Annotated in this window: 23 protein-coding genes, 1 tRNA gene and 2 pseudogenes; 16 read left to right on the top strand and 10 right to left on the bottom strand. The window is 60.0% G+C overall.

Annotated elements, in window-relative coordinates:
* Positions 1–16: 16 nt before the first annotated feature.
* Entirely contained in the window at positions 17–451 is a 435-nt protein-coding gene (locus tag V5B59_RS22195) for an acyl-CoA thioesterase (RefSeq protein ID WP_034911186.1), read from the bottom strand.
* Between the two features lie 193 nt (positions 452–644).
* Positions 645–824 (bottom strand): hypothetical protein, encoded by a 180-nt coding sequence (locus V5B59_RS22200; RefSeq protein WP_169071283.1) that lies wholly within the window; start codon positions 822–824, stop codon positions 645–647.
* A 115-nt stretch (positions 825–939) separates the two neighbouring features.
* Here V5B59_RS22200 and gcvA point away from each other — a divergent pair, with 115 nt between their 5' ends.
* Positions 940–1896 (top strand): transcriptional regulator GcvA, encoded by a 957-nt coding sequence (gene gcvA / locus V5B59_RS22205; RefSeq protein ID WP_034911189.1) that lies wholly within the window; start codon positions 940–942, stop codon positions 1894–1896.
* A gap of 56 nt (positions 1897–1952) precedes the next feature.
* On the opposite strand, the gene V5B59_RS22210 is transcribed toward gcvA, so the two are convergent.
* On the bottom strand, positions 1953–2396 hold the full coding sequence (locus tag V5B59_RS22210; RefSeq protein WP_034911190.1) for a phasin family protein: 444 nt from the start codon (positions 2394–2396) through the stop codon (positions 1953–1955).
* Positions 2397–2704: 308 nt separating this feature from the next.
* Between V5B59_RS22210 and V5B59_RS22215 the strand changes: the two genes are divergently transcribed.
* The 4 genes from V5B59_RS22215 to V5B59_RS22230 all read left to right on the top strand — a co-directional run bounded on the left by V5B59_RS22215 (position 2705) and on the right by V5B59_RS22230 (position 7351).
* Complete coding sequence (locus V5B59_RS22215; protein ID WP_169071282.1) at positions 2705–4102, top strand: wax ester/triacylglycerol synthase domain-containing protein; 1398 nt, start codon at positions 2705–2707, stop codon at positions 4100–4102.
* A gap of 393 nt (positions 4103–4495) precedes the next feature.
* Positions 4496–5812, top strand: coding sequence for a replication-associated recombination protein A (locus V5B59_RS22220; protein WP_034911195.1), 1317 nt, complete (start codon positions 4496–4498; stop codon positions 5810–5812).
* Between the two features lie 87 nt (positions 5813–5899).
* Positions 5900–7183: a serine--tRNA ligase gene (gene serS / locus V5B59_RS22225; protein WP_034911197.1), complete on the top strand. Its 1284-nt coding sequence runs from the start codon at positions 5900–5902 to the stop codon at positions 7181–7183.
* A 78-nt stretch (positions 7184–7261) separates the two neighbouring features.
* Positions 7262–7351 (top strand) — tRNA-Ser (locus V5B59_RS22230).
* Positions 7352–7717: 366 nt separating this feature from the next.
* Here the strand turns inward: V5B59_RS22230 and V5B59_RS22235 are convergent.
* Positions 7718–9091: a recombinase family protein gene (locus V5B59_RS22235; protein WP_169070884.1), complete on the bottom strand. Its 1374-nt coding sequence runs from the start codon at positions 9089–9091 to the stop codon at positions 7718–7720.
* 177 nt (positions 9092–9268) lie between these two features.
* Between V5B59_RS22235 and V5B59_RS22240 the strand changes: the two genes are divergently transcribed.
* The 4 genes from V5B59_RS22240 to V5B59_RS22255 all read left to right on the top strand — a co-directional run bounded on the left by V5B59_RS22240 (position 9269) and on the right by V5B59_RS22255 (position 12167).
* Positions 9269–10483 (top strand): ISAzo13 family transposase, encoded by a 1215-nt coding sequence (locus V5B59_RS22240; protein WP_332351424.1) that lies wholly within the window; start codon positions 9269–9271, stop codon positions 10481–10483.
* 194 nt (positions 10484–10677) lie between these two features.
* A complete protein-coding gene (locus V5B59_RS22245; protein ID WP_288131133.1) occupies positions 10678–11070 on the top strand; it encodes a type II toxin-antitoxin system RelE/ParE family toxin in 393 nt (130 codons plus the stop codon).
* Entirely contained in the window at positions 11051–11416 is a 366-nt protein-coding gene (locus V5B59_RS22250) for a helix-turn-helix domain-containing protein (protein ID WP_332352325.1), read from the top strand. The genes V5B59_RS22245 and V5B59_RS22250 overlap by 20 nt, the downstream gene beginning before the upstream one ends.
* 559 nt (positions 11417–11975) lie before the next feature.
* Entirely contained in the window at positions 11976–12167 is a 192-nt protein-coding gene (locus tag V5B59_RS22255; RefSeq protein ID WP_332352326.1) for a hypothetical protein, read from the top strand.
* A 124-nt stretch (positions 12168–12291) separates the two neighbouring features.
* On the opposite strand, the gene V5B59_RS22260 is transcribed toward V5B59_RS22255, so the two are convergent.
* Positions 12292–13215, bottom strand: a complete 924-nt coding sequence (locus V5B59_RS22260; RefSeq protein WP_034913932.1) for a DUF3616 domain-containing protein — start codon at positions 13213–13215, stop codon at positions 12292–12294.
* Between the two features lie 582 nt (positions 13216–13797).
* Here V5B59_RS22260 and V5B59_RS22265 point away from each other — a divergent pair.
* Complete coding sequence (locus V5B59_RS22265) at positions 13798–14127, top strand: integration host factor subunit beta (protein WP_332352327.1); 330 nt, start codon at positions 13798–13800, stop codon at positions 14125–14127.
* Between the two features lie 109 nt (positions 14128–14236).
* Here the strand turns inward: V5B59_RS22265 and V5B59_RS22270 are convergent, their stop codons facing one another.
* From V5B59_RS22270 to V5B59_RS22285, 4 genes are all read right to left on the bottom strand, one after another.
* On the bottom strand, positions 14237–15382 hold the full coding sequence (locus V5B59_RS22270) for a cytochrome P450 (protein ID WP_332352328.1): 1146 nt from the start codon (positions 15380–15382) through the stop codon (positions 14237–14239).
* A 33-nt stretch (positions 15383–15415) separates the two neighbouring features.
* Entirely contained in the window at positions 15416–16000 is a 585-nt protein-coding gene (locus V5B59_RS22275; protein WP_332352329.1) for a hypothetical protein, read from the bottom strand.
* Positions 16000–16734 carry a recombinase zinc beta ribbon domain-containing protein gene (locus V5B59_RS22280; RefSeq protein ID WP_034913923.1) on the bottom strand — a complete coding sequence of 245 codons (735 nt, stop codon included), beginning with the start codon at positions 16732–16734 and terminating at the stop codon, positions 16000–16002. Before V5B59_RS22280 ends, V5B59_RS22275 begins: the two co-directional genes overlap by 1 nt.
* 201 nt (positions 16735–16935) lie before the next feature.
* On the bottom strand, positions 16936–17376 hold the full coding sequence (locus V5B59_RS22285; protein WP_034913920.1) for a DUF2924 domain-containing protein: 441 nt from the start codon (positions 17374–17376) through the stop codon (positions 16936–16938).
* 209 nt (positions 17377–17585) lie between these two features.
* Here V5B59_RS22285 and V5B59_RS22290 point away from each other — a divergent pair, with 209 nt between their 5' ends.
* Entirely contained in the window at positions 17586–18638 is a 1053-nt protein-coding gene (locus tag V5B59_RS22290; RefSeq protein WP_408612957.1) for an IS4 family transposase, read from the top strand.
* Here the strand turns inward: V5B59_RS22290 and V5B59_RS22295 are convergent.
* Positions 18578–20662: a recombinase family protein gene (locus V5B59_RS22295; RefSeq protein ID WP_332352330.1), complete on the bottom strand. Its 2085-nt coding sequence runs from the start codon at positions 20660–20662 to the stop codon at positions 18578–18580. The genes V5B59_RS22290 and V5B59_RS22295 overlap by 61 nt on opposite strands.
* A gap of 274 nt (positions 20663–20936) precedes the next feature.
* Between V5B59_RS22295 and V5B59_RS22300 the strand changes: the two genes are divergently transcribed.
* The 5 genes and pseudogenes from V5B59_RS22300 to V5B59_RS26410 form a co-directional block, all read left to right on the top strand.
* On the top strand, positions 20937–21293 hold the full coding sequence (locus tag V5B59_RS22300) for an IS4 family transposase (protein ID WP_408612958.1): 357 nt from the start codon (positions 20937–20939) through the stop codon (positions 21291–21293).
* 384 nt (positions 21294–21677) lie between these two features.
* Positions 21678–22097: a DUF3780 domain-containing protein gene (locus V5B59_RS22305; RefSeq protein ID WP_288129096.1), complete on the top strand. Its 420-nt coding sequence runs from the start codon at positions 21678–21680 to the stop codon at positions 22095–22097.
* A gap of 96 nt (positions 22098–22193) precedes the next feature.
* Positions 22194–22427: an antitoxin gene (locus V5B59_RS22310; protein WP_034913918.1), complete on the top strand. Its 234-nt coding sequence runs from the start codon at positions 22194–22196 to the stop codon at positions 22425–22427.
* A pseudogene (locus tag V5B59_RS22315) lies at positions 22424–22669 on the top strand (type II toxin-antitoxin system VapC family toxin); the annotation flags it as partial. The gene V5B59_RS22310 and the pseudogene V5B59_RS22315, both read left to right, overlap by 4 nt.
* A gap of 2 nt (positions 22670–22671) precedes the next feature.
* Positions 22672–22779, top strand: a pseudogene (locus V5B59_RS26410) (DUF1156 domain-containing protein); the annotation flags it as partial.
* Positions 22780–22792: the final 13 nt, after the last annotated feature.

The following is a 22792-nucleotide window of genomic DNA, read 5'->3' on the forward strand; positions in this document are numbered from 1 at the left end:
TGAGGGGGCGGCGCCCCTATAGCGATGGTGCTGTTACCCGCAGGCGGAAATGGTCGGGCACTGCGGCCACCTTGCGCGCAGCGTAGTCGAAGAAAACGATTCCCGTCTTGCCCCGTGCGACCTCGCGCTGACTGGCCTTTTCCCGCATGCTCCACAACAGGTCACAGCCCTTGCTGCCGAAATCGCTGGTGGTCATGCGAACGACCATCACCTCGCCGTGAAAGGCCTCGGACTTGTACTGCAGCGCAGCGTCGGCGATGACGATGCCCAACCCTTCGACATCGAGTTCGCTATAGCCAAGCGACTGGAAAAAGCGTGCTCGTGCTTCCGACACCACCGACAGCAGCGCAGCGTTGTCGAGGTGGCCGGCATAGTTCATGTGACTGAGATAGAGCGGAATCTCGGTCGTAAAGGCAAAATTCTCTGGTAGCTCGATCTGTATTCTGGGCATGGCCTGGCCTGTATCGGATGTTGGCAAGAGAGGAACGCTGCACGCATCGTGGCCCGCTTGGCCTCGATGCGTGACGCTGCCACTCTCGCTTTCAGGGCAAGCGCGGATACATATTAATGTGAAAGTCGCGTATGCGACTCACGAATCTCCCCTCCCCCTCGCGGATCGCTTGAATTACGACGGTCCGATCGCTTCAGTGGTGCGCCGTCGGCGACATCAGCAGGAGATGCAGGAACTTGTCGATCCCTCTGGCCAGCCAGACAAGCGTCTTGCGGGTTGCAGCGGCATAGAGGTCGCCGGTGGCGAGGCTGCGCTGGTATCGTGCGCGCTCAACGATGATCATCATCTGTTCGCGGTTGAGGTCGGTTTTCATTGCTTTCTTCCTTGTGTTGTTCTCGGTCCCCGAGACTGCAACGCTACTGTATTTGTTTGCCGATGCGCCGGCAAACGATCAATAATCAGCCAATGCGTGAGAATATCTCATTCATATGACTTACCGATTGCCCCCCCTCAACTCGCTGCGTGCCTTCGAGGTGGCCGCTCGCCATCTGAGTTTCAAGGATGCCAGCGAGGAACTTGCGGTCACGCCCACAGCCATCAGCCACCAGATCCGGGGTCTTGAAGAATACCTCGGCTTTCCGCTCTTTCACCGCCTGACGCGCGCGCTGGAACTGACGCGCCAAGGGCGGGCGATGCTGCCGAAGGTGCGCGAAGGCCTGGAATGCTTTGCTGCGGCGATCGAGAGCACACGCTTTCACGAAGCCGCCGGGCGCCTGCTGATCACGACGCCGCCGGCTTTCGCCAGCCGCTGGCTGATTCGCCATTTACCCGCTTTTACTGCCGAACACCCGGAGATCCAGTTGCACATGGCAGCGTCGGTCGATACGATCGATGCTCACGACGCTTCAGGTATTTCGGGGCTCGAAGGAATCGATGTGCGCGACGACGAGACCGAATTGTTCATTCGTTTCGGTCGGGGTCAATACGACGGCTGCCGCGTCGACCGGCTGTTCGTTCCGGCGTATGCCCTGGTGTGCAGTCCACGTCTGCTGTTCGGGATGCGGCCCCTGAATGTGCCGTCCGATCTGCGGCGACACAACCTTCTGCATGACGAATCGATCATGGAACTGATGGACCGCCCGACCTGGGCCGAATGGCTGCAGGTCGCAGGGGTCACTGGCATCGACCCGGATGCCGGCACGCATTTCAGCGACTCGGCATTGGTTCACGCAGCGGTGGTCGATGGCGTCGGGGTGGCTATTGCCTCAATACCGCTGGTCGAAGCCGAGGTCGCTGCCGGGCGTCTTGTGGTGCCCTTCGACATCATCATTCGCCGCACCCAGGCCTATTACCTGGTGGTGCCCCAGGCCGTTGCTGATCGCCCGATCGTCAACGTTTTTCGCCAGTGGTTGCTCAGCGAAGCAGCACAGGTTGCCGAGAAATAGTCGGGTCAGGCAATGCTTGCGAAAAGCGCCGGCCGAATCGTCCGGCGCTGAAGGCTTTACGCCGTGCTGGCCATCATCGGCGAATCGTCATTCTCTGCAGGCTCGGCTGCCGTCTTCGCTTTGCCGGTCGCCAGCTGATGTACCTCGGCAGTCAACTCGATGACCCGTAGCGAGAGTTGTTCGATGTCGCGCCTGGTCGCCAGGAGAACGAAATCGAGCGGCCGCAGAAAGCGTTCCCTGACCACCTGCTCGCCGCGCTGAATGGTGGTATTGGCGGTGTTCATCAGTTCGGCCGACTTCTCTTCGATCTGTTGGCACGCTTTCGGTTGCATGGCTTTACCTTCACGAACGAGCGTCTCGACGGTCCTGACACTGCTCCTGGTGGCCAGCGAATAAGCACCAAGACCACAAAGCCACAGCTTCCGTGCCGCTTCCTGAGCCTTCGTCAGGAGTTGCTCGTTGCCGACCCGATCGACCAACGCGGTGAGTTTCCTGCTCATGTGTTTCTCCTTTGTCTGACTGTATTTGAAATTTCCTGCAGTTGCCTTTGCAACCACTGCGGATCAGTCTAGCGGGAAGATCTAGAGGAAGCACACTAAAGGATTAGGCACGGTCCTCTGGAACGGCCGTCCCTTGATGAGGTATGCTTGGCGCGCCATGACGCCGGGACCAAGGCTGCCTGCGCTTGTCCGGAGAAAGATTGTCGGTGACCGCATGCCAAGGGGGTTCCTCGCAAACCCTTGCCAGTCTCACGGAGATGCGTCAGTCAGTTTGCAGGATAACCATACGAAGGGCGAAGGAAACCTCGATGAACAAACTTTCCTTGCTGGATGTGGCTTTCTTCATCGCCGAGTCGGAGGCCAGCCCGAAGCATGTGGGCGGCCTGATGATCTGCAAGCGCCCACCCCGAGCGAAAACCAGTTTTGCCGCAGATCTGTACCGGGAATTTCTCACCTTCACCGATGTCCAGGCGCCGTTCAACCGGATCATTCGTTTTTCTCTGACGGCCATGCCCAGCTGGGAGGAGTGCGATTCGGTTGAGCTCGGCGAGCATGTCTTCTATCACAAGCTGCCGCGCGGCAAGAACGGTCGGGAGGAATTGTACCGGCTGGTATCGGATCTGCATCAGCCGATGCTCGACCGCTTGCGGCCCTTGTGGGAAGTGCATGTCATTGACGGCCTGAGTGAGGCTCGTTTTGCCATCTATGTCAAGACCCATCACGCCAGCGCGGACGGCGTGACCATGATGCGCTGGGCTGTGAATTCGCTGTCCCCAAGCGCTGACGATCTCGAGCTGAAACCGCTCTGGTCCGTCCCGCACATCGCTGCTGGGACAAAGGAGAAGCGACTCCAGGAGAAAATGGCCAGGTCGCTGCTTGGCGATCTCGCGGGCGCCGGCAAGCATGTTCTGGGGATTGGCCGTCTTGCCGCGATGTTGCTGCTGGAGAGTGTCAAGCTCACCAAGAATGCCATTTCGCTGCCGTTTGTTGCCGACGGCAATACGCCGCTGACCGGGCAGGTGACGGCCGGCCGCCAGTTTGCTACGACCAGCGTGAGTATGGAAAGGGTCAGCCTGATCCGCAGCAGAACTCGCTCGACCCTGAACCATGTCGCACTGACCTGCCTGGATGGTGCCTTGCATCGCTATCTGCGTGACGAACGCGTCGACCTGCAAAGGCCGATCACCATACAGATGCCGGTCAACCTGCGCAAGGAAGGCGATCAGCGCGCGGGCAACAAGATCGGTATCATCCAGGTCGAGTTATCGCCGCCGACCGATGATCCCTACATTCGTCTGCGCAACATCGGTTTTTCGCTGCGCAATGTACGCACCATGATCGACAGCGTCGAACCCGAGGCGATCGAGTCCTACACCCTGATCACCGGTGTTGTCGGGCAACTTGCGGAAATGCTGAAGCTCAGCAAGCACTTGCCGCCGACCGGAAATACGCTGGTCTCGAATGTGCCTGGTCCGGCCGAATATCTGTATCTCAAGGGTGCGCGCCTGGAGGAACTGCATCCAATCAGCACGCTCCCGGCCGGCAACCTGCTCAACATCACGCTTTTCAGCTATGCCGGGCAACTGCATTTTGGTTTGATTGCTACCGACGAATTGCCGAACCTCCAGCGTCTGAGCCACTATGTTGCCGAAGCCTTCACCGAACTCGAGCAGTCCGTCCTGGACACCGGCAAGCCCGCTGCCTAGCGGCTGTTTCGGCTCTTGAACTACATCATTGACGCCGATAAACGCCAATCCAAGCAGGACACCCGCGACGTGGCATCGTTAACTACGGGAAGATTTTATGGAAGCCGGTTTGTCATTGCCGGCCAGCAGTAACTGAAATTCCTCGAAGGATATGTCGAATACTTCGGTAAGCTCCGGGAGACGACGATCCGGAATGCGGCGACGGTCGGGGAGCTTGTTGGGCCGGCCAAAGTCGTGTTCGCGCCTGTCAAATCCGCTTCGAGGTTTCTCGATTTTCATTGCTGGTTGTCTTTCAACACGTGCCGAAGTGATGTGCTAACGATACCGGCGACCAACACATGGCACTGTGTGCAATGTCACAATGCCAGGCAATTGTCGTTACGAGAGAAGGGAATGGACGGCTTTTCCACTGACAATCATGCAAGTGCTCCCCTGGCCGAGCGCTTGCGACCGAAGTCGCTGGCCGAGGTGATCGGGCAGGCGCATCTGCTCGGTCCCGGAAAGCCGCTGGCGATGGCTTTTCAGTCCGGCCAGTTGCACAGCATGATCCTCTGGGGGCCGCCCGGAGTCGGCAAGACGACACTGGCGCGTCTCATGGCGGACGCCTTCGCTGCCGACTTCATCGCCATCTCGGCGGTCTTTGCAGGCGTCAAGGACATCCGCGAGGCGGTGGCACGTGCTGAAGTGACACGCGCCCGCAGTGGACGGCGGACGATTCTCTTCGTCGACGAAGTACATCGCTTCAACAAGGCACAGCAGGATGCCTTTCTGCCCTATGTGGAAGGCGGGCTGCTGACCTTTGTCGGCGCGACGACCGAGAACCCGTCGTTCGAAGTCAATTCGGCGCTGCTCTCGCGTGCTTCGGTTTACGTCTTGCATCCGCTCTCGGCCGACGAGATGGGCCAGCTCTTCGAGCGCGCGTGCCGGCAGGTCTTGCCGGGGCTGACTTTCGACGATGATGCGCGCTCGCGCCTGATCGGCCTCGCCGATGGCGATGCCCGACGCCTGCTCAACCTCATCGAGCAGATCGATACGGCAACCCAGACCTCCCCGGCGCGCAGCATCGACGGCGCCTTCATCGACCGCACGCTGGCGCAGAATCTGCGTCGCTTCGACAAGGGCGGAGATGCCTTTTTTGACCAGATCTCGGCGCTGCACAAGGCAGTTCGCGGATCGTCTCCGGATGCCGCGCTGTACTGGTTCTGCCGAATGCTCGACGGTGGCGCCGATCCACGCTATCTGGCGCGTCGCATCGTGCGCATGGCCTGGGAAGACATTGGCCTTGCCGATCCGCGCGCGGCGCGTATCGCGCTCGACGCGGCCGAGACCTTCGAACGTCTGGGTTCTCCCGAAGGCGAACTGGCGCTTGCCGAAGCACTGCTGTACCTGGCCATGGCGGCCAAGTCGAACGCCGCTTACCTCGCGTATAATGCCGCGCGCGGCTTCATCGGCGGTGACGGTTCACGGCCGGTGCCGGCGCATCTACGCAACGCGCCGACGCGACTGATGAAGAACCTGGGGTATGGGAAAGACTACCGCTATGCGCACGACGAGGTAGATGCCTACGCTGCCGGCGAGACCTATTTCCCCGAGGGTATGCCGGCGGTCGAGTGGTATCGACCGGTCGATCGCGGTCTCGAGATCCGGATTGGCGAGAAGCTCGCACATTTGCGCGAACTCGATCGCCAGGCAAGACAGAAGAAGGACTAAGCCCGCCGCTGCGCTTGCCGCTGTGCGCAGCCGGGAAAACGGACAGATTCGCGAGTCGCCGCGCGACCGCCAACGTGAGGATTGACCATGCTCGACATTCAGCTGCTGCGCAACAACATCGATGGCGTTGCCGAACGACTGGCCACGCGTGGTTTCACGCTCGACCGCTCGGCCTTCCAGGCACTCGAAAGCGAGCGCAAATCCCTGCAGACGCGCACGCAGGAGCTACAGGCGAATCGCAACAGTCTCTCGAAGCAGGTCGGCGTGCTCAAGAGCCGCGGCGAAGATGCCGCAGCAGTCATGGCGCAGGTGGCGGCACTGAAAGACGAGCTCGAGGCCAATGAAGTCCGTCTTGGCGAATTACTGAAGGAACTCGACGCATTTCTCTCGGGGCTTCCCAACCTGCCGCAGGACAGCGTGCCGATCGGCAGGTCTGACGCCGACAATGTCGAGATCAGGCGCTGGAGGGTGCCGCGCAGATTCGACTTCGCGGTCAAGGATCATGTCGATCTCGGCGAGGGGATCGGCCAGCTCGATTTCGCCACTGCCGCGAAAATCGCCGGTACGCGCTTTTCGCTGATGAGGGGAGAGCTGGCCCGCCTGCACCGTGTGCTTGCCCAGTTCATGCTCGATACGCACGTGACACAACATGGCTACACTGAAGTCTACGCGCCTTATCTGGTCAACGCTGCCAGCCTGACGGGTACCGGGCAGTTGCCGAAGTTCGAGGAAGATCTGTTCAAGATCCTGCGCGCGGACGCCGAACCCTTGTACCTGATCCCGACGGCGGAAGTGCCAGTCACCAACATCGTTCGCAACGAGATTCTCGCGGCCGATGAACTGCCGCTCAAGCTCGTCTGTCACACCCCGTGTTTTCGTTCGGAAGCCGGTTCCTATGGTCGCGACACGCGTGGCATGATCCGCCAGCACCAGTTCGACAAGGTTGAACTGGTGCAGATCGTCGCCGCAGGCGATTCGCTGGCTGCGCATGAGGAACTCACCGGGCATGCCGAGCGGATCCTCGAAATGCTCGATCTGCCTTACCGGCGGGTCACGCTATGTACCGGCGACATCGGTTTCTCGTCGGCGAAAACCTATGATCTTGAGGTCTGGCTGCCGGCACAGCAGGCCTATCGTGAAATCTCGTCATGCTCCAACTTCGAGGCGTTTCAGGCCAGACGCATGCAGGCGCGTTGCCGCAACGAGCGCAACAAGATCGAACTGGTGCACACCCTCAATGGCTCCGGTCTCGCCGTCGGACGCACCTTGGTGGCGATCATGGAAAACTTCCAGAATGCCGACGGCAGCATCAGCGTTCCGGAAGTGCTGCGTCCTTATCTCGGCGGGACCGAAAGAATCAGCGCGCGCTGAGCCGGCTGGCGATTCTCGCAAGAAAATGGCACCGTCCGTGCCTCATCGCTTCATCTTGTGCTACCATTCGCGCCCGACGGAGAGGTGGCAGAGTGGCCGAATGTACCTGACTCGAAATCAGGCGTAGGTGTGAGCCTACCGCGGGTTCGAATCCCGCCCTCTCCGCCAGGATACCAGACCTAAACTGTCTGCACCAAAAACGAACACCCCGCTCAACGCCTTGTTTTGCGGGGTTTTTCGTGTAAACCTCCTGACCTCGCCTACGCCACAAATGTCATATCTGCGCTCTTGAGAGCCATTTCTCTCGAAACCTCCTGACTTCGAAAATTTAGTACGGTTTTTTCAAGTGGTTGTTTTGAAGTGACTTTTCGATGGGCTTGGGCGGGTTTCGCGTTGGCGTGTGCTTTGGTTTCGTGAGGTACGCCATCGCGAAATTTCCGGTTGGTGATGCGCCGAAATGGCCAATAGCGTTCCACTCCGCTTCACCTGGCACATGATTTGGGTCGTCCCGGCTACAGGCATCGGCATCGAACTTCACGGCGTCGCAGCCGCCGCCAATTTGGGCGACAGCCCTTTCAACAGATCCAGAACCACCTGTCCGAGGCCCTCCAAGTCGAGGCTGATGCTCACCTTGTCTGTGCTGACGGTGACGCGCCTCACCATCGTCTGAACCAGATCGTGGCGAACGTCGAACACAAGCATGTCCCATACAGCGTCGATGTTGGCCAGCATGGCAAGCACGGCGGCCCCCTCGTAGCGCGGGTGCTGCTGTACCGATTCGGGCAAATTTCCCAGCCAGGATGCTGGCGCTCGAAGCTGGCCTCTCAGGTATTCGATGATCACTGCCTCCAGTTCACCCGCGGGGCAGCGCGGAAGTCCGGAGGCGGCAGCGCCTTCTGCGATCTTGCTCTGGGGGACGTAGTAGGCGTAGCTACGGCCGTTGCGCACGCTGGAACGCCACGGCGAGTAGGCACGGCCGTCGGAGCCAAACACCAGCCCCTTGAGCAGGAAGTCTTGGTGTTTGTCCGACGCACGTTTTTTCGGACGGCGCCGGTCATCGAGCAAGGCATGGGCGCTTCCCCATAGGTCGGCCGCAACGATCGGCTCGTGGGCGCCGACATGCCACTTGTCGCCAGACTTCATTTCACCGATCAGCGTTCGGTTGTTGAGCAGCTTGTACAGGTAGTTCTTGTCGAGCGGCCGTCCGCCTCGCGCCCTGCCCGTCTTTGTCGTCCACGACTTGGTAGTCACGCCTTGTTCGCCGAGTTCCTGGAGCAGGTCGGTGATCGATCCCACAGCCACGAAGCGCTCGAAGATGTGCCGCACCACCCGTGCCTCATCCTCGTTGACCAACAACTGCTGGCCGCGGGCCTCGTAGCCCATCGGCGGCACGCTGCCCGTCCACATCCCCTGGCGCCGCGTGGCGCGGATCTTGTCGCGGATGCGCTCGCCCGTGTTCTCCCGCTCAAATTGGGCAAAGGTCATCAGAGCGTTGATCGCCAGGCGACCGGCGGCGTCGTGGCTGTTGAGGTGCTGCGTGACGGAAACCAAGGTGACGTGGTGGCGCTCGAACATTTCCATCAGTCTAGCGAAGTGCGCCATGCTACGGCCCAGACGGTCGAGTTTGCAGACCACGACCATGTCAATCCGGCCGGCTTCGATGTCGGCGAGCATCTGCTGCAGCGCCGGGCGATCGAACGTGCTACCGGAAAAGCCTGGGTCGTCGTAAGAAACGGATATCGGCAGCCAAGTCAGGTGGTGCCGGCTGGCGATGTAGGCGTAACAGGCCTCCTGCTGAGCGTTGATGGAAGTGAACGCCGGGTCGGTCTCGCCTTCGCGGGAGGTGCGTGTGTAGACCGCACAGCGCAACGGGAATGGTGGCGACGAGGGGTCGACGTGGGTTGCCATCCCTCGATCATCTCAGGGATCGCTGTCGTTGGTCGAGCAGTCACAGTTCGCCAGTTCCTGCAGCTCGTCTTACTTGGGTACCAGTCATGGGTTCGGCAAGATTTTCCAGACACCTACCAGTAAGTATCTGTCCAGAAATAACTTGTACAACTTATACGAGTAGGCGACGATCTCGTCATGAGTAATGACGAGCTAGTTGAAACGATCCGTAAGAAGTTCGAGCGCGTGTCCACGGTTTTGGATGAGCGGGGGCGTCGTGTGTGGGCGTTGGCGGAAGCCGAGGCGCTCGGTTACGGCGGACAAAGCATCGTCGCTAAAGCCACGGGGCTATCGCGAATGACGCTGTATTCGGAAAAATGCGGTCATGCCCAGGACGACCCGGCGGGTTCTCGTAGACACGTCCGAAAAGCAGGGGGTGGACGCAAGAAGCTGATCGAGCACGAGCCGACATTGCTCTCGGCGCTGGAAAGATTGGTGGAACCGACCACCCGGGGAGACCCTGAGAATCCTTTACGGTGGACCTGTCTGAGTACCCGTCAACTGGCGGCGGCCCTTGAACAACAAGGCCACCGGATTGGTCGTCAGACCGTAGCGGTTTTGCTGGATAAGTTGGGCTATAGCCTTCAGGGAAATCAAAAGACCAAGGAAGGCACCGTCCATCCGGACCGGGATGCTCAATTCCGTTACATTCACGGTCGAGTCGAGGATTTCCAACGACGGGGACAGCCTGTGGTTTCAGTCGATACCAAGAAAAAGGAACTCGTCGGGGACTTCAAAAATGGAGGCCGAGAGTGGCGCCCCAAAGGAAACCCCGAACCGGTTCGCGTTCATGACTTTATCGACAAGACCCTAGGCAAAGTGAATCCCTATGGCGTCTATGATCCAACGGCAAACACCGGTTGGGTTAGCGTTGGGGTCGATCATGACACCGCCGAGTTTGCGGTGGAAACGTTACGACGGTGGTGGGAAAAGATGGGACGAATTCGTTATCCCGGGGCTACCGAACTGTTGGTGACTGCGGATGGTGGTGGCAGCAATGGGGCGAGAGTACGGTTATGGAAGGTCGCTTTACAGCGTCTGGCCGACCAAACCGGCCTATGCATCTCGATCTGCCATTTTCCACCGGGAACTAGCAAATGGAATAAGATCGAACATCGGATGTTCAGCTACATCAGTATGAATTGGCGAGGAAAGCCTCTGGTCAGCCATGAGGTCATCGTCAATTTGATTGCTGCCACCACCACACAAGCAGGCCTAAAAATTGAGGCGGAGATGGATACCAACACCTACGCGAAAGGCATACACGTGACTGATGATGAACTCGATAAAGTTCACATAGAACGCTCCGAGTTTCATGGTGAATGGAACTACACCATCCGGCCATCGGTTTGAACTTGTACAACTTATTTCTGGACAGATACTAAGAAGATGAGGCGGGCTTTCATCGGGCAGGAGGTAGGGATTTGAGGAGCCAATACCCCTCTGCCGGCTTCTGCTGAGTGTGTATACTTGAGGCTGGGAGCCTTGGTGATGCCTCGATAGTTAATGTTCTTGACGCCATATGTGTCGAGGACCATAATCACTTTATGGCTTGGTCTGTTCTCCTGCACGACGACTTCGACGCAGAGTTCTCGGCGCTGGATGAGCTATTACAGGACGAACTGCTGGCGCACGCCAAGCTGCTGGCGGAGTTCGGGCCGAACCTGGGCCGTCCCACGGTGGACACCTTGAAAGGCTCGCGGCATGCCAACATGAAAGAGCTGCGTTTTGCCTGGCAAAGTGAAGTCTGGCGCGTGGCGTTCGCTTTCGATCCCTGGCGCCAGGCGATCCTGCTGGTCGGGGGCGACAAGGGCGGCGCGGACCAGCGGCGATTTTACCGGCGCCTGATTGCTGTGGCCGATGATCGGTACGACGATCATCTTGCCTCGCTCAACGCTAACGAAGCAAAGGAGTCCAAACATGGCAAGAAAACTCGATGACGTGATGGCAGCGCTTCCTGCGGAACGTAGAGAGCGTGTCGAGAAGCGCGCCATGGAACTGGCGACGCTCAAGGACTTGCGTATCGCGGCCGAGCAGACCCAGGAGGATCTGGCTGCGGTACTTGGCGTCGGCCAGGACACCATCTCCCGGCTGGAAAAGCGCAGCGACATGCTGCTGTCCACCCTGCGGCACTACGTGGAAAGCATGGGCGGCAAGCTAGAACTCGTGGCCCAATTCCCCAACCGTCCGCCGGTAGTGATCGAACATCTCGGTATCGAGAAAACACCTCGTCGGCGCACCGCCAGCACACGCTCCAGATCCGGTGGCTCGCCGGTTGCTGCTTGAGCAGGTAGCAATAGACCGACTGTTCACATTCCTTCTTGCCGCCAGGACACCGGCTGCAAACTGTCTGAACCAAAAACGAACGCCCCGCTCAACGCCTTGTTTTGCGGGGTTTTTCGTTTATACCTCCTGACTTCGCGAATTTGGTACGGAATTTTCAAGCTATTGGTTTTGCTTGAGTTTTCGAGTGGTCTTGGCGGGTTTTGCGATGACGTATGCTTTGGTTTGGTGAGCTACGCCAACGCGAAATTTCTGGTTGGTGATGTACGGCTGTCGGCCACAACCAGCCGTAGCAACCCCGAAAAATTGAGCCGCGCGAACGTCAGCTCACTCATCAGATACCGGCCGCTCAGCCCTGTAGTAGGTCGGCCCGGTCCTCGGCCAAAGCTCCCATTTGTTTAGACATTGCTGAGTGGCGGGTTCGCAGTGTAAAGCGGTCTTCGCCTTGACTTGAAGGTATGGCCTGCTACCTCAGTATTAATTCTGATCTCGACAGCCGACAAAGCTGCGATCGTTGCGACGGGGCGTCCGGGGTCTGCGTGTACCTGGCGAAACTCTCGTCTTGGGTCGCCTGGCCGGCAAATACTCGCTGCCGACAACGGCCAAGATCAAAGCCAGCGTCGAAACCATCGTTTGGTGCCATCACGATCAGTCCAGACCGGAATTCGCCAGCCGGCTCAATTGTGAGCACTGGTACGTGCTGCTGCCAACCTTGACCTGGTGCGAAGCCTCTCCCGACGACATTCACGGCTGATCCGGCCTCTCCATCGGCCACGAGCGAAGCCTATATTTCGAGTCTGCTCCGGTCGACCGCCCGCTTTCCCCGAAAATCAGCGGGCTGGACGGCACAGCATTTCGAGTCGCGCCACAACCACCGATCAGTCCGCAATCCGTAGTTGGTCCGGTTGCAGAATCAGAAAGCGCGCAAAGCGGTCCTCATCCCGGCTGCCGTCGTCGCTGACGATGATGATGCACTGCCGGCCATCGATGACCGCCGGGCTCACCCCCTCGGCATGCTCGAAACCGGACAGGCCGGCAACACTGACCCGGCGCGGGCGATCTTCGCTGCCACCACGCCAGAACCAGAGCCGGAATTCAACCTGTTCACGGGCAACGGGACCGGCGACGACCAGATAGCCGGCAAGAGAGGGCACCCAGGACATGCCGCGAATGCCGTTGCCGCCCAGATCGAGTGTCGTCAGGGTGGCGCCGATCCTCGGCCGCTCATCGGCGTCGAAGATGGCGCCGGGATTCTCGATGCTGGCGATGATCGCCCGCCCGTCGAGGAGCGGACTGCGAAATCCGATCAGCAGGCGCCTCTGGTCGGCGCTCATTGCCAGCGCCTCGATGTTCAACCCGCCCTCGCTCTTGACATCGCGTATCCCGGCAGAAGCGGCCAGTTCCGGGTGCGCGGCCGTCAGATCGCGCTTCAGGCTGCCGACTACCCTCGGATCGACGACGTTGTCGCCTTCGATGCGGAAGCGCACCAGTCTTTCCCTGGATTTCCGCTCATCGCCGTCGCTGTCACGGGAATGCGAGGTGATGGCGTAGATGTTGCCCGCTCTATCGGCGGTGACGCCTTCGAGGTCGTCAAGCTTCCAGAAATCGCCGTCACCCCACGACCAGAAAGGGGCGCTCAGGGCCGTGTGACTGACGTGGTCGCCAGTGATACGAAGGAGACTCAGCGCATGCTGCTCTTCGTCCTCGACAACGAGAAAGCGGCCGTCGGCGAGCTGCTGGATGCCGGACGGCTCGTAGGCCCCGGTCAGGGGTTGAAAGATCGGGATGTCATTTTGCGGCATTTCGGCGGTCTCCCATCACGATTGCCGGCGCCACCGGCGCGGCGCAATGCGCCCTCGGGCGCCCCGCTCCGGCTGCGCCGAAAAGGCAAGGCCTGTCAAACCATGCGGTTGATCTCCATGTCCTGCGGCCCGAATTAACAGTAGCACCGAAGGATAGGAATTACAAAGGCGGGTCGGCAATCCGCACGATCCAAGGATAGGAATTTCAATGCCCTTTTCCAAGAGTATTCGTGGCCATTGAATCGTGGTCAATCGTCGAATTGACGAGCGCAGGTCCTCAAAACCTCCTGTTCGGAAGCTCGCAGCATCATGCCTGAGGCCGAGCAAGCGACGATTTGGGTCACTTGCTCGGCGAGCATGTACGGGATTTTGTGTATTCGCCAGTGACCGCGAAGGCCGAACAGCATGTAGTCGTCAGAGCCCCATGACCGGCAGGTTTGTAATAAGTAAGCCGCCATAGCCCATGAAAACATCATCAGTCCGTTCAGGGTCGACACTGGAGATTCGCGTTTCTCGATAGCGGTCGTTGATCTCGACGTGGTGATCACCGGCAGCCCAGGGCCAGACGGTAGAATGCGGACTATGACGCGCTCCGATCTCATCGCCACCATCGCATCGCGCTTCCCAAACTTGATGGCGAAGGACGCCGAAATCGCGGTAAGGGAAATTCTTGACGCCATCGGGCACGTCCTGTCCCAAGGTGACCGAGTCGAAATCCGTGGCTTCGGAAGTTTCAGTCTGAACTACCGTCCGGCACGTACCGGGCGCAATCCGAAGACCGGTGACGCAGTTCCGGTTTCCGAGAAACCTGTCCCGCACTTCACGGTTGGCAAGGAGCTGCGAGAGCGTATCCAGGCGTCAGCCCAGCGCACGCCGCGTCGGCAGGACACTTCGGATGTCGCCGAACAATGAACCGATGAATGCCGACGACCTGCAACTACCGGTGACCTACACCATGCCTTATGGTAAGTACCAAGGGCGACCTAGCTCTAACGGCTGGTCAGGCACAGATTGCCAATGGTTATTCGCTTAATATCACCGGCACCCGATGGTACCCACCCACGGGTGCCATCTCCCTCTCTGGCTGCTGGTCGGGCGCCAACTCAATGGTCTGCACCGACGCCAGCAATGCCTGCAACGCAATGCGTAGTTCCCAAGTGGCGAGCAGCCGCCCCGGACAGACATGCTTCCCGAGCCCGTAGACAAGGTTTGCTGCCGCGTTCCTCTCGGGGGCGAAGCGGTTGTTGTCGAAGACTGACTCATCACGGTTGGCCGAAGTCCAATTCAGCTTGACCCGGGCACCGCCTGGGATATCCTGGCCCCCAATGTGCACCGGGCAGGTGGTGATGCGTCGATTAGACACGAACGGGTCGTCGAGGCGCAAAATCTCATCGATGACCCCTTCCACTTCGCTGTCCGCGGCAGTACGTAGCCGCTCCGCAAGCCCCGGTTGCAGGGCGACATGGGCCACGAGTACGCCGATACACAGCGCGATGGATCCGAGGTCCCCTCCGGTCCAGTTGCGCAGGATCGAAACGAGCTCTGTCTCCGTCAGCAAGCGCCCGTCCACCATCTGGCGGCAAAGCCGAGTAGTCACGTCGTCGGGGGCCGTGCCTTCCATTGCACGGCGCGGCAGGATGACCGAGAGAATGATCCTGTCGAATTGTTCGGCCACGTCCGCCATCCAGGCACTGTCCCCGGAGCGCGTGGCGGTGTGGTTCTCCTCCATCCACGCCAGCAGCCGTGGTTCCAACTCGGCAGGCCAACCTAGCCATTTGCACTGGGCACGTACTGCGAATACGGCGCCGATGTCGCGCACGGCGTCCACCACCGCGCGTCTGGGCAAGTTTGCCATCAACTGGGTTGCGACACTTTCGAAGACCGGTACAAAGGGCTCCAGCGCGACGCGGCTTAAGTGCCGCTCGATAATTTCCCTATAGCGGGTGTGTTCCTCACCGTCCAAGCCGTTGGGAATCTGCAGGTAGCGAGAGACTTTGCTGGAGAACCGCTCGTGATCCAAAGCCGCTGCGACGACTTCGGCATACCTGAGCAGCACCCATTCGCCGGCAAGGTTCCTGATCACTGGATGCTTGGGTCGCAACTCATCGGTGTAGGCGCGCAAATCGCGGCCGGCGGCGGATAAGTCATCTGGCATGTGGTCGGTCATGTTGGCTCCTTCACTAGCAAGCATACCTTGCCGCTAGTCAGTCGTCAGTAAACGGCTACGGCTATTGCACTTTGATAGCGGCCTTTTCTCTCGCGATGGTGTGACGGTCTGCAACGGGTCGGGATCCAAAATTACTTTTTTGCGGTTTCTGTATAACCGCAGAGTCACGTAGTCGAGTTCTTCGCGCAGGTGGTCAAGCCGTTGGAGATTCGGTTTCGCACCAGATAGCTCTGCCTCAATGGCGCATCGAAGTGCCTCTTCCTTGAGTTGCAGACCTTTACGGTTGAGGTCATCTAGCTTTCTTGAAAGGGGAGGCATCTGACGGCTCCTATTCAATGCCCAGCGAATACCATTTATCTGCCGCGTCGAAAGCGTCCGCTCCAACCGGTGGCGCGTCCGCTGTACCGCCCTCGCGATCTCCTCCAGGCACCCGTAGGTCCCATTCTCCAGCAGCTTCTGCCACCGAAACGCCCTAGCGATCGCCTTGATCATCGTGTTGTCGATCGTGGCCATCGGCGCCGGATTGCCCTGCGTGCCATCCGGCAATAGGATCACCTTGCGCCCACCCCGCAGCTTGAAGATCATGGGGAGATCAACAGAAATGACATCGCCGTCCATCACGCCACCTTTCTCGCAGGCATCACCGACTGGATCAGATCCTTCATGCCGGCCATCTTCATGTCGATCCTCAAACCCGTCGGGCTGACCGTCACCCGATCCACCAGCAACTGAATGATCCGCGCCTGCTCGGCGGGGAAGAGTTCATCCCACACCGGCTCGATCGACTGCAGCGTCGTGATGACATCCTGCGCGTCTGCTGCGGGATCGAGCGCCACCACTTCGCGAATGGCCTGCGACATCATTTCGGGCGCCTGCAGCACCTTCCTGACCTGCGCAATCACCGCCGCCTCGATCTCGCCGGCTGGCACACGAGACACCGAGCACGCCTCCTTGCCAATCTTCATCGATGCCGTATTGACGTAGTAGCGATAGAATTTGGCACCCTTTTGGGTATACGCAGGAGTCATCGCCCAGCCGTCATCAGCAAAAATCAGTCCCTTCAACAGTGCCGGTGCCACGCCTTGACGGTTCTGCCGAGCACGTTGTTCCGGCTCCCCACGCCCCAGCATTGCCTGCACCTGTTCCCACACCACCCGATCCAGAATCGCCTCATGCTCACCGGCGAAGTGCTGGCCCTTGTACGCGGCGATCCCGATGAAGACCGGATTCTGGAAGAGCTTGTACAAATAGCCCTTGTCGATCAGCTTGCCGGCACGGGACTTGTCCTTGAGCGTCGTCCAGGACTTCGTCGTTACCCCTTCGGCGCGCAGTTCCCGGCACAGGGTGGTCACCGACCCGAGCGCGATGTACCGCTCGAAAGCCGCCGTTGTTGTAGGTCTCCGGTAGCGCCACCCAGCCTTCCGACTTCTGCGAGGTGATGTACGCTTCACAGGCATCGCGCTGCGCATCGAACGAGTTGTAGTTCTGCTCCAGCTCTTCCTCGGTGGATTTCCGGGTGTAGATCGCACAGCGCAGTTTTCGGGTCATCGCGTTCATGATGGCCTCCTGGCGCGCAGGCCAAAGAACGCCCAGCCATTCCAGGTTGTGCCAGTAATCGCCTTGGCAATTGCCGACAGCGACTGATAGCGCTGGCCCTGAAATTCAAAATGCCCCGTCTGGACGATCACCTCGTAGGCCGTGCCCTGCCACTCCCGGATCAGCGTGGTCCCGGTCACCGGGCGGTCATCGACCCGCCGGCTACGGATCCGCGCCTTGCCGCCATCGAGCTGTTCACCCAACTGTTCGAGGCGCTTCTCGGTGCTGGTTTTCAGTCCGCCATGGGCCAGTTCCTGCAGGCGGTAAGCCAGACGATTCTCCAGGAAGCGTCGGTTGTAGGCCGGCGGTTCCGTGTCGAACAGATCGCGCCACAGCTGCTTCAATTCAGAAATCGGGGTGGTCTTCAAGGCCACCACCCGGGCCAGGACGTCGGTCACGGTGCATCTCCCTTGGGGTTCAGAACAGAGTCATGAACGCGCTGTTCGCTCCGGGATTCAAGGCATACCCTTACGCACAACTCATTGAGCATTTTTGGCCGGCTTCGTGCCTGCCCTGAATCCATGATTGGACAGCCGTTTTTATCCCCGCGAGCCACTATCTGGCGGAGATGCTGTATGGTGTGCACCCTTTGAGCGGAGCGATGGGCATGGACGACTGGGCGGCGAAAGAATTCGGTGGAGCGAAACTCGGAGATGGTCGCCTGACCAATCGACTGATCAAGATAGCGAGCGCTTTTGCCGAGAGACCCACGGCCAGCATTCCGGGCGCCTGTGCGGGCTGGGTGGAGACCCAGGCGGCCTATCGCTTTTTCGATCAGGCCAGCGAGAAGAAGCAGGGCCTCGGGTGGGAGGACATCCTGACGCCGCACCTGGAATGCACCATTGCCCGCATGCGCCAGCATCGGGTGGTCTTGTGCCTGCAAGACACGACCGAACTCGACTTCAACGGTCAGCGCATCGAGGGACTGGGGCCACTCAGTTTTGAGGCTCAGCGCGGCATGTTCCTGCATCCCACCTATGCCATCACTGTCGACCGGGAGCCGTTGGGCATGATGGATTGCTGGATGTGGGCACGGGAATTCAAGGAGGCAGACGGAAGCCGTCCAGGAATCCTGGAGAGCATCCGCTGGATAGAAGGCTACGAGCGGGTGGCTGAAGCCGCGGCCAGGATGCCTGGCACCCGCCTGGTCTATATCGCCGATCGGGAAGCCGACATTCTCGGGATGATGCAACGAGCCCATGCCCTGGAAACGCCTGCCGACTGGATGGTCCGTTCCAAACACAATCGCTGCCTTCCCGAGGGCGGCAAACGGTGGGCGAAAGTCCGCTCGGGCGAAGCGCTGGGCGAGATCGAATTCCTCCTGCCCGCGCGGGGCAAGGAAGCCGCCCGTCCCGTGCGCCAGAAACTCTTTGCCCGCCGCGTCGAGTTGTCGGATGGCCAGGGCGGTCTGTTCAGCGTGACCTGCGTGATTGCCCAAGAGATCGGGGCACCCAAAGGCGTCAAACCCATTGAATGGCGCTTGCTGACCAATCGAGAGGCCGACCGCCTCGAAGCGGTCGCGGAACTGATCGACTGGTATCGCGCGCGCTGGGAAATTGACATTTACCAGACATACAACCTCCATAAGAGTGAAGTTCGTTATGACTTCGCACTTGCCCGCAGCGCGCTCAGCCTGGCCAGTTCTGCTTCGTCGGCCTGAATGAGCCAGAGTGGATGGTCGGCATGGATCACCTGCCGGCCGTGCAGTAGACCTCGGCGCAGCCAGCTATACAGCGTTGGCTGAGGGACATTCAGACGACGGGCAAGTTCATTCAGCGTCAGTTCTTCCTGTGCCTCTTCGATCATGCCCGCGTAAGCGGACTGGCGGCTGCGCAGACCCTGGCGCAACAGCAACGTGAGCACCATGGGCGCGTTGAAGGTGTCGCAGCGCTTGGCCGGGCGCCAATCTTCGGCGTTCAGCCGACGGGCAATGGCGGCGGCATTTTCACCTTGGGCGTGCAACTCGGCCACGCGCGCCATCAACTGCGGGTAATAGCTCAGTTGGTCGAGACGGGCCACCGGCCGGGTGAGGGTCGCCTGTGTGTCGTGGCCGCCGATCCAATGCACCTGAACATCGACCCGTTCGCTCTCGCCCTGGACGGTGACCACTACCCGCGTCACGAGTTGCCGAATGATGGCCTGCCGATCGGTAGCCATCGTCGTGGGCGCGTGCCACAGGGCGGGAATGTCGCAGGCGAGTCGGCGGATGGCCTCACGTTCGGCCGCGCTGAGCGTGGCCGGTTGTTCGGCGGCAAAGCGCGCATACTCGGCCTGCAATTCGCCTTCGACGGTCAGTGCGGCTTCCCACTGCTGCTCCAGGGTGCGGGCCACCAAACGGTTCTCGGGTTCGACTGCATTGAACTGCCGGTATGCCCGCTCGGCCTGGTAATGGGCTCGTTCGAGGCGCTGCTGCCAATACCGGTGCAATGGTTCGCGCTCGCTTTCGAGATCTTCGAGCGCCTGCAGGCTGATCTCCAGCGCGGCCGGTTGCAGGGCTGCCAGGACCTGCTCGGTGATGAAGTCATCGAGCGCCTGGCCAGCCAGCGATTGGCAAAGGGCCTGGCCGTAGCTGGCCGCCATCGTATCGCAGGCGTAGCGCAGCCCGGTGCCACTGCTGTTATACCGGGTCATCATGCGATGTCCGCATCGCCCACACACGAGCAGCCCCGAGAGGAGCGACGGGCCATGCCGGATGGCGCCCTGAGCTTTGATGCCATTGGCTTCCAGCTGACGCAGGTGGCGCTCGTATTGTTCCCAGCTGATGTAGGCCGGCAGGTGATCCTTGAGCAGGACGGCCCATTGCTCCCGTGGCGCCACCCGTCGGCCCGTCGCCGGCCGTCCGGGTTGCTTGCGCCGGATATCCGTTGGCCGACGACCATAGGCGTAGGCGCCGGCGTAAAGCGGGTTGTGCAGCAGATTCGAGAGCGTCACCCGGTTCGGCGCATGCCATTCCAGCTCGCCTCGATTCACCCCGGTACGCACGCGACAGGGAAGCTGGATCTGGTGGCGGACCAGATACTGGAGCATCCCGTTGAGCGTGCCGCAACGCTCGAATTGATCGAAGATCAGCCCGATCACCGTCTGCGCCTGCTCATCGGGATCCTTGATTACTTCACCCGACGGCCGGCGCACATAGCCGATCGGCACCTGCATTCCGAGTTCACCCCGGGTGGCCTTGGCGCGCTTGCCGGCCAGCAGGCGCTGCTTCAACACGTGCAACTCCGCTTCCGACATCGTCCCCTTCAAACCCAGTAGCAGTCGGTCGTTGTAATCGGTCGGATCATAAATGCCATCCAGATCGCCAATCAAGGTCCCGAACAGTCCGCAGACTTCCAGCAGTTGATACCAGTCCCGGCATGAGCGCGCCAGGCGGGACATCTCGAGGCCCAGCACGATGCCGACATGGTTGAGGCTGACCTCGCTCACCAGCCGCTGAAAGCCCACCCGGCCTTCCGCGGTGGCCCCCGATTTACCCTGATCATCGTCGATCACTTCGACTCGAGAGCGCGGCCAGCCCAGTTCCACTGCCCGCTCTACCAGTCCGTACTGCAAACGAGTCGACTCCTGATGTCGAACCAGTTGCTGCAAGGTGGACTGGCGAACGTACACCACCGCGAGACGGTCCCGATGATCGTTCCGGACCTTCTCGCTCAGCAACGGCCACGGGGCGCTCTTGCTGTTCATCACCTTGGGCTTCCGTGCCGCGGACTGAAGGCTACTGGCGTAGCGCCAGGGGGCTCAGCAGACGGATCACGCGGCGCCAATCCGCAGGCATCATCAGTCCCCACAGTATTTCGAGTCGAGATTTCAGGGCGAGTTCGCCTCTCCAGCCATTGTGCCAACCCCAAGAGGGCGGCTCGACTCAATTTCGGTGCGGTGGTCGTTCCCGCCAAATTTATAGCGGCATCCGTGATGGTATATCGAAATATTTTTCAATGTCCTCAAAAATGGCTGTCGGGTGGAAGCCCTGCAACTGGGGCATATCGACAAGATCGAACTGGCCTTGGCGGTTTACATGGTGGTGGCGTGGCGCCTGGCACACCTCGTGCGACTCGGGCGTACTCATCCAGACTTGTCCGCCTGCGAGTGGTTCAGCGAGGAGGAATGGAAGGGCGCGTATCTCCTGGCAGAGAAAGAGCCGCCCAGCACCCCGCCCAACCTCCGCGAGATGATCCGGCAGATCGCCATGCTCGGCGGCTTCCTTGGCCGCAAGTGCGACGGCGAACCCGGCGTCAAGACCCTCTGGCTGGGCTTCGCACGACTCCGCGACTTCGTCCGCGGAGTCGAGTTCATGCGATCTGTTCATGATGAATGAGTTGTGCGTAAGGGTATGGGCTTAAGTGGGTAGCCGTCGCCGAGAAGCTTGAGGAGATCGTCCAAGACGGCAGCCTACGCATGACGACGGGCTCGCTCTCATTTCCCACCGGGCAGGCACTGCTCGACTGGCTCTTGGCCACCAATCAGCCATTCAACGTTGGCAAAGTGAGCCATAAGCGATGGCAGGCGTTTCCACATCACCCGCACGCAAAGTCGTCGGTCTCGGCTTTCTACCGGACGAAGCCCGCCATGGCTTCCTGATCGACATTCCGAAGGGCAGCGGCACCAGCGAACTCATCTGCATCACCGAGCATCGCGGCAATGACCTCGACCATCTGGGAGCGCGCGCGGCGGATGCGCCGTCCCCCACCCGTCGCTGCGTGTGGTCATCGACCGCAAGCGCTGGCTGGCACTCGCCCCAGCCTTCTGGGAAGAAGCCAACCGCCGCCTGCGCGCCAACGGCCTGCCAGCAGTCAGGTTTCAGAAGAACCCTGGCAAACCGGTGCCGGTGCATCCGTCGCTCGGCAAGGAACTCTGTATCCTCTGCTGGGCGGTGGAAGACGCCTCGCCCGACGACATCCCGAACGCCCTGCACAACTGGGAATCGCTGGCCTCCGAAGAGCGCTGGTGGCTCTACACCATGACCGTCGCCACCACCGGCCAGGCCATGCAGAAGGGTCTCGGCTGGCGCAAGGCGCTACGCGCCGCCATTACCGACAACCCGTTCGTCAAAGGTGAGGGGCTTTCGCCCAAGGCCCGCCGCGAGATTCTGGGGTATTCGCAGCTCTCACTTTCCCTCTGAATTTCTTGATGACTCGCTGATCCGTTCCTCGATCTTCGGCTGACACTTTGACAATAAGTAGCTATCATTGGTCATTACTTTTTTTCGGGGTTTCACATGGATACCGCACGCCTTTTTCGATCGGGCCGCAGCCAGGCCGTTCGGCTACCCAAGGAATACCGGTTTGCCGGCACCGAGGTGGTTGTGCAGCATTTTGGCAATGGTGTTCTCTTGCTACCGGTGGATGACCCCTGGCAAACGCTGGAAACAGCGCTCTCGTCCTTCGAGCCAGGATTTCTCATGACACGGGAGCAGCCAGCGACGCAAATTCGGGCCGAGATTACCGCATGATTTTGCTCGACACCAATATCTGCATTTACATCATCAACACCAAACCGCCTGAAGTGCTGGCGCGTTTTCATCAATACCGACTGGGTGACATCGGGCTGTCGAGTGTGGTGGCTGCGGAACTTGCCTTTGCTGTAGCCAAAAGCGCTTCGGTGCGCAATCGCCAAGCGCTGGAAATGTTTCTGGCCCCACTCGAAGTTCTCCCTTTTGATATGACAGCCATGTGGGCTTATGGTGACTTGCGTGATGGTGGGGGCGCAAGCCGCTCATCCTCGTTCGTGCTTCCATCATTGACATGTTGATGCCCGCCTCTGCCAATCCAAAAATGGACAGGGAGATCTTTCTCAAGATTCTTGCGTATTCCACGG

Source organism: Candidatus Accumulibacter contiguus, assembly GCF_036625285.1.
Lineage (GTDB): Bacteria > Pseudomonadota > Gammaproteobacteria > Burkholderiales > Rhodocyclaceae > Accumulibacter > Accumulibacter contiguus.

Bases quoted from the DNA above. Each gene is read 5' to 3' on its own strand.
- V5B59_RS22195 (WP_034911186.1), bottom strand. From the start codon at position 451: ATGCCCAGAATACAGATCGAGCTACCAGAGAATTTTGCCTTTACGACC.
- V5B59_RS22200 (WP_169071283.1), bottom strand. From the start codon at position 824: ATGAAAACCGACCTCAACCGCGAACAGATGATGATCATCGTTGAGCGC.
- gcvA (WP_034911189.1), top strand. From the start codon at position 940: ATGACTTACCGATTGCCCCCCCTCAACTCGCTGCGTGCCTTCGAGGTG.
- V5B59_RS22210 (WP_034911190.1), bottom strand. From the start codon at position 2,396: ATGAGCAGGAAACTCACCGCGTTGGTCGATCGGGTCGGCAACGAGCAA.
- V5B59_RS22215 (WP_169071282.1), top strand. From the start codon at position 2,705: ATGAACAAACTTTCCTTGCTGGATGTGGCTTTCTTCATCGCCGAGTCG.
- V5B59_RS22220 (WP_034911195.1), top strand. From the start codon at position 4,496: ATGGACGGCTTTTCCACTGACAATCATGCAAGTGCTCCCCTGGCCGAG.
- serS (WP_034911197.1), top strand. From the start codon at position 5,900: ATGCTCGACATTCAGCTGCTGCGCAACAACATCGATGGCGTTGCCGAA.
- V5B59_RS22235 (WP_169070884.1), bottom strand. From the start codon at position 9,091: ATGGCAACCCACGTCGACCCCTCGTCGCCACCATTCCCGTTGCGCTGT.
- V5B59_RS22240 (WP_332351424.1), top strand. From the start codon at position 9,269: ATGAGTAATGACGAGCTAGTTGAAACGATCCGTAAGAAGTTCGAGCGC.
- V5B59_RS22245 (WP_288131133.1), top strand. From the start codon at position 10,678: ATGGCTTGGTCTGTTCTCCTGCACGACGACTTCGACGCAGAGTTCTCG.
- V5B59_RS22250 (WP_332352325.1), top strand. From the start codon at position 11,051: ATGGCAAGAAAACTCGATGACGTGATGGCAGCGCTTCCTGCGGAACGT.
- V5B59_RS22260 (WP_034913932.1), bottom strand. From the start codon at position 13,215: ATGCCGCAAAATGACATCCCGATCTTTCAACCCCTGACCGGGGCCTAC.
- V5B59_RS22265 (WP_332352327.1), top strand. From the start codon at position 13,798: ATGACGCGCTCCGATCTCATCGCCACCATCGCATCGCGCTTCCCAAAC.
- V5B59_RS22270 (WP_332352328.1), bottom strand. From the start codon at position 15,382: ATGACCGACCACATGCCAGATGACTTATCCGCCGCCGGCCGCGATTTG.
- V5B59_RS22275 (WP_332352329.1), bottom strand. From the start codon at position 16,000: ATGGACGGCGATGTCATTTCTGTTGATCTCCCCATGATCTTCAAGCTG.
- V5B59_RS22290 (WP_408612957.1), top strand. From the start codon at position 17,586: ATGGACGACTGGGCGGCGAAAGAATTCGGTGGAGCGAAACTCGGAGAT.
- V5B59_RS22295 (WP_332352330.1), bottom strand. From the start codon at position 20,662: ATGAACAGCAAGAGCGCCCCGTGGCCGTTGCTGAGCGAGAAGGTCCGG.
- V5B59_RS22310 (WP_034913918.1), top strand. From the start codon at position 22,194: ATGGATACCGCACGCCTTTTTCGATCGGGCCGCAGCCAGGCCGTTCGG.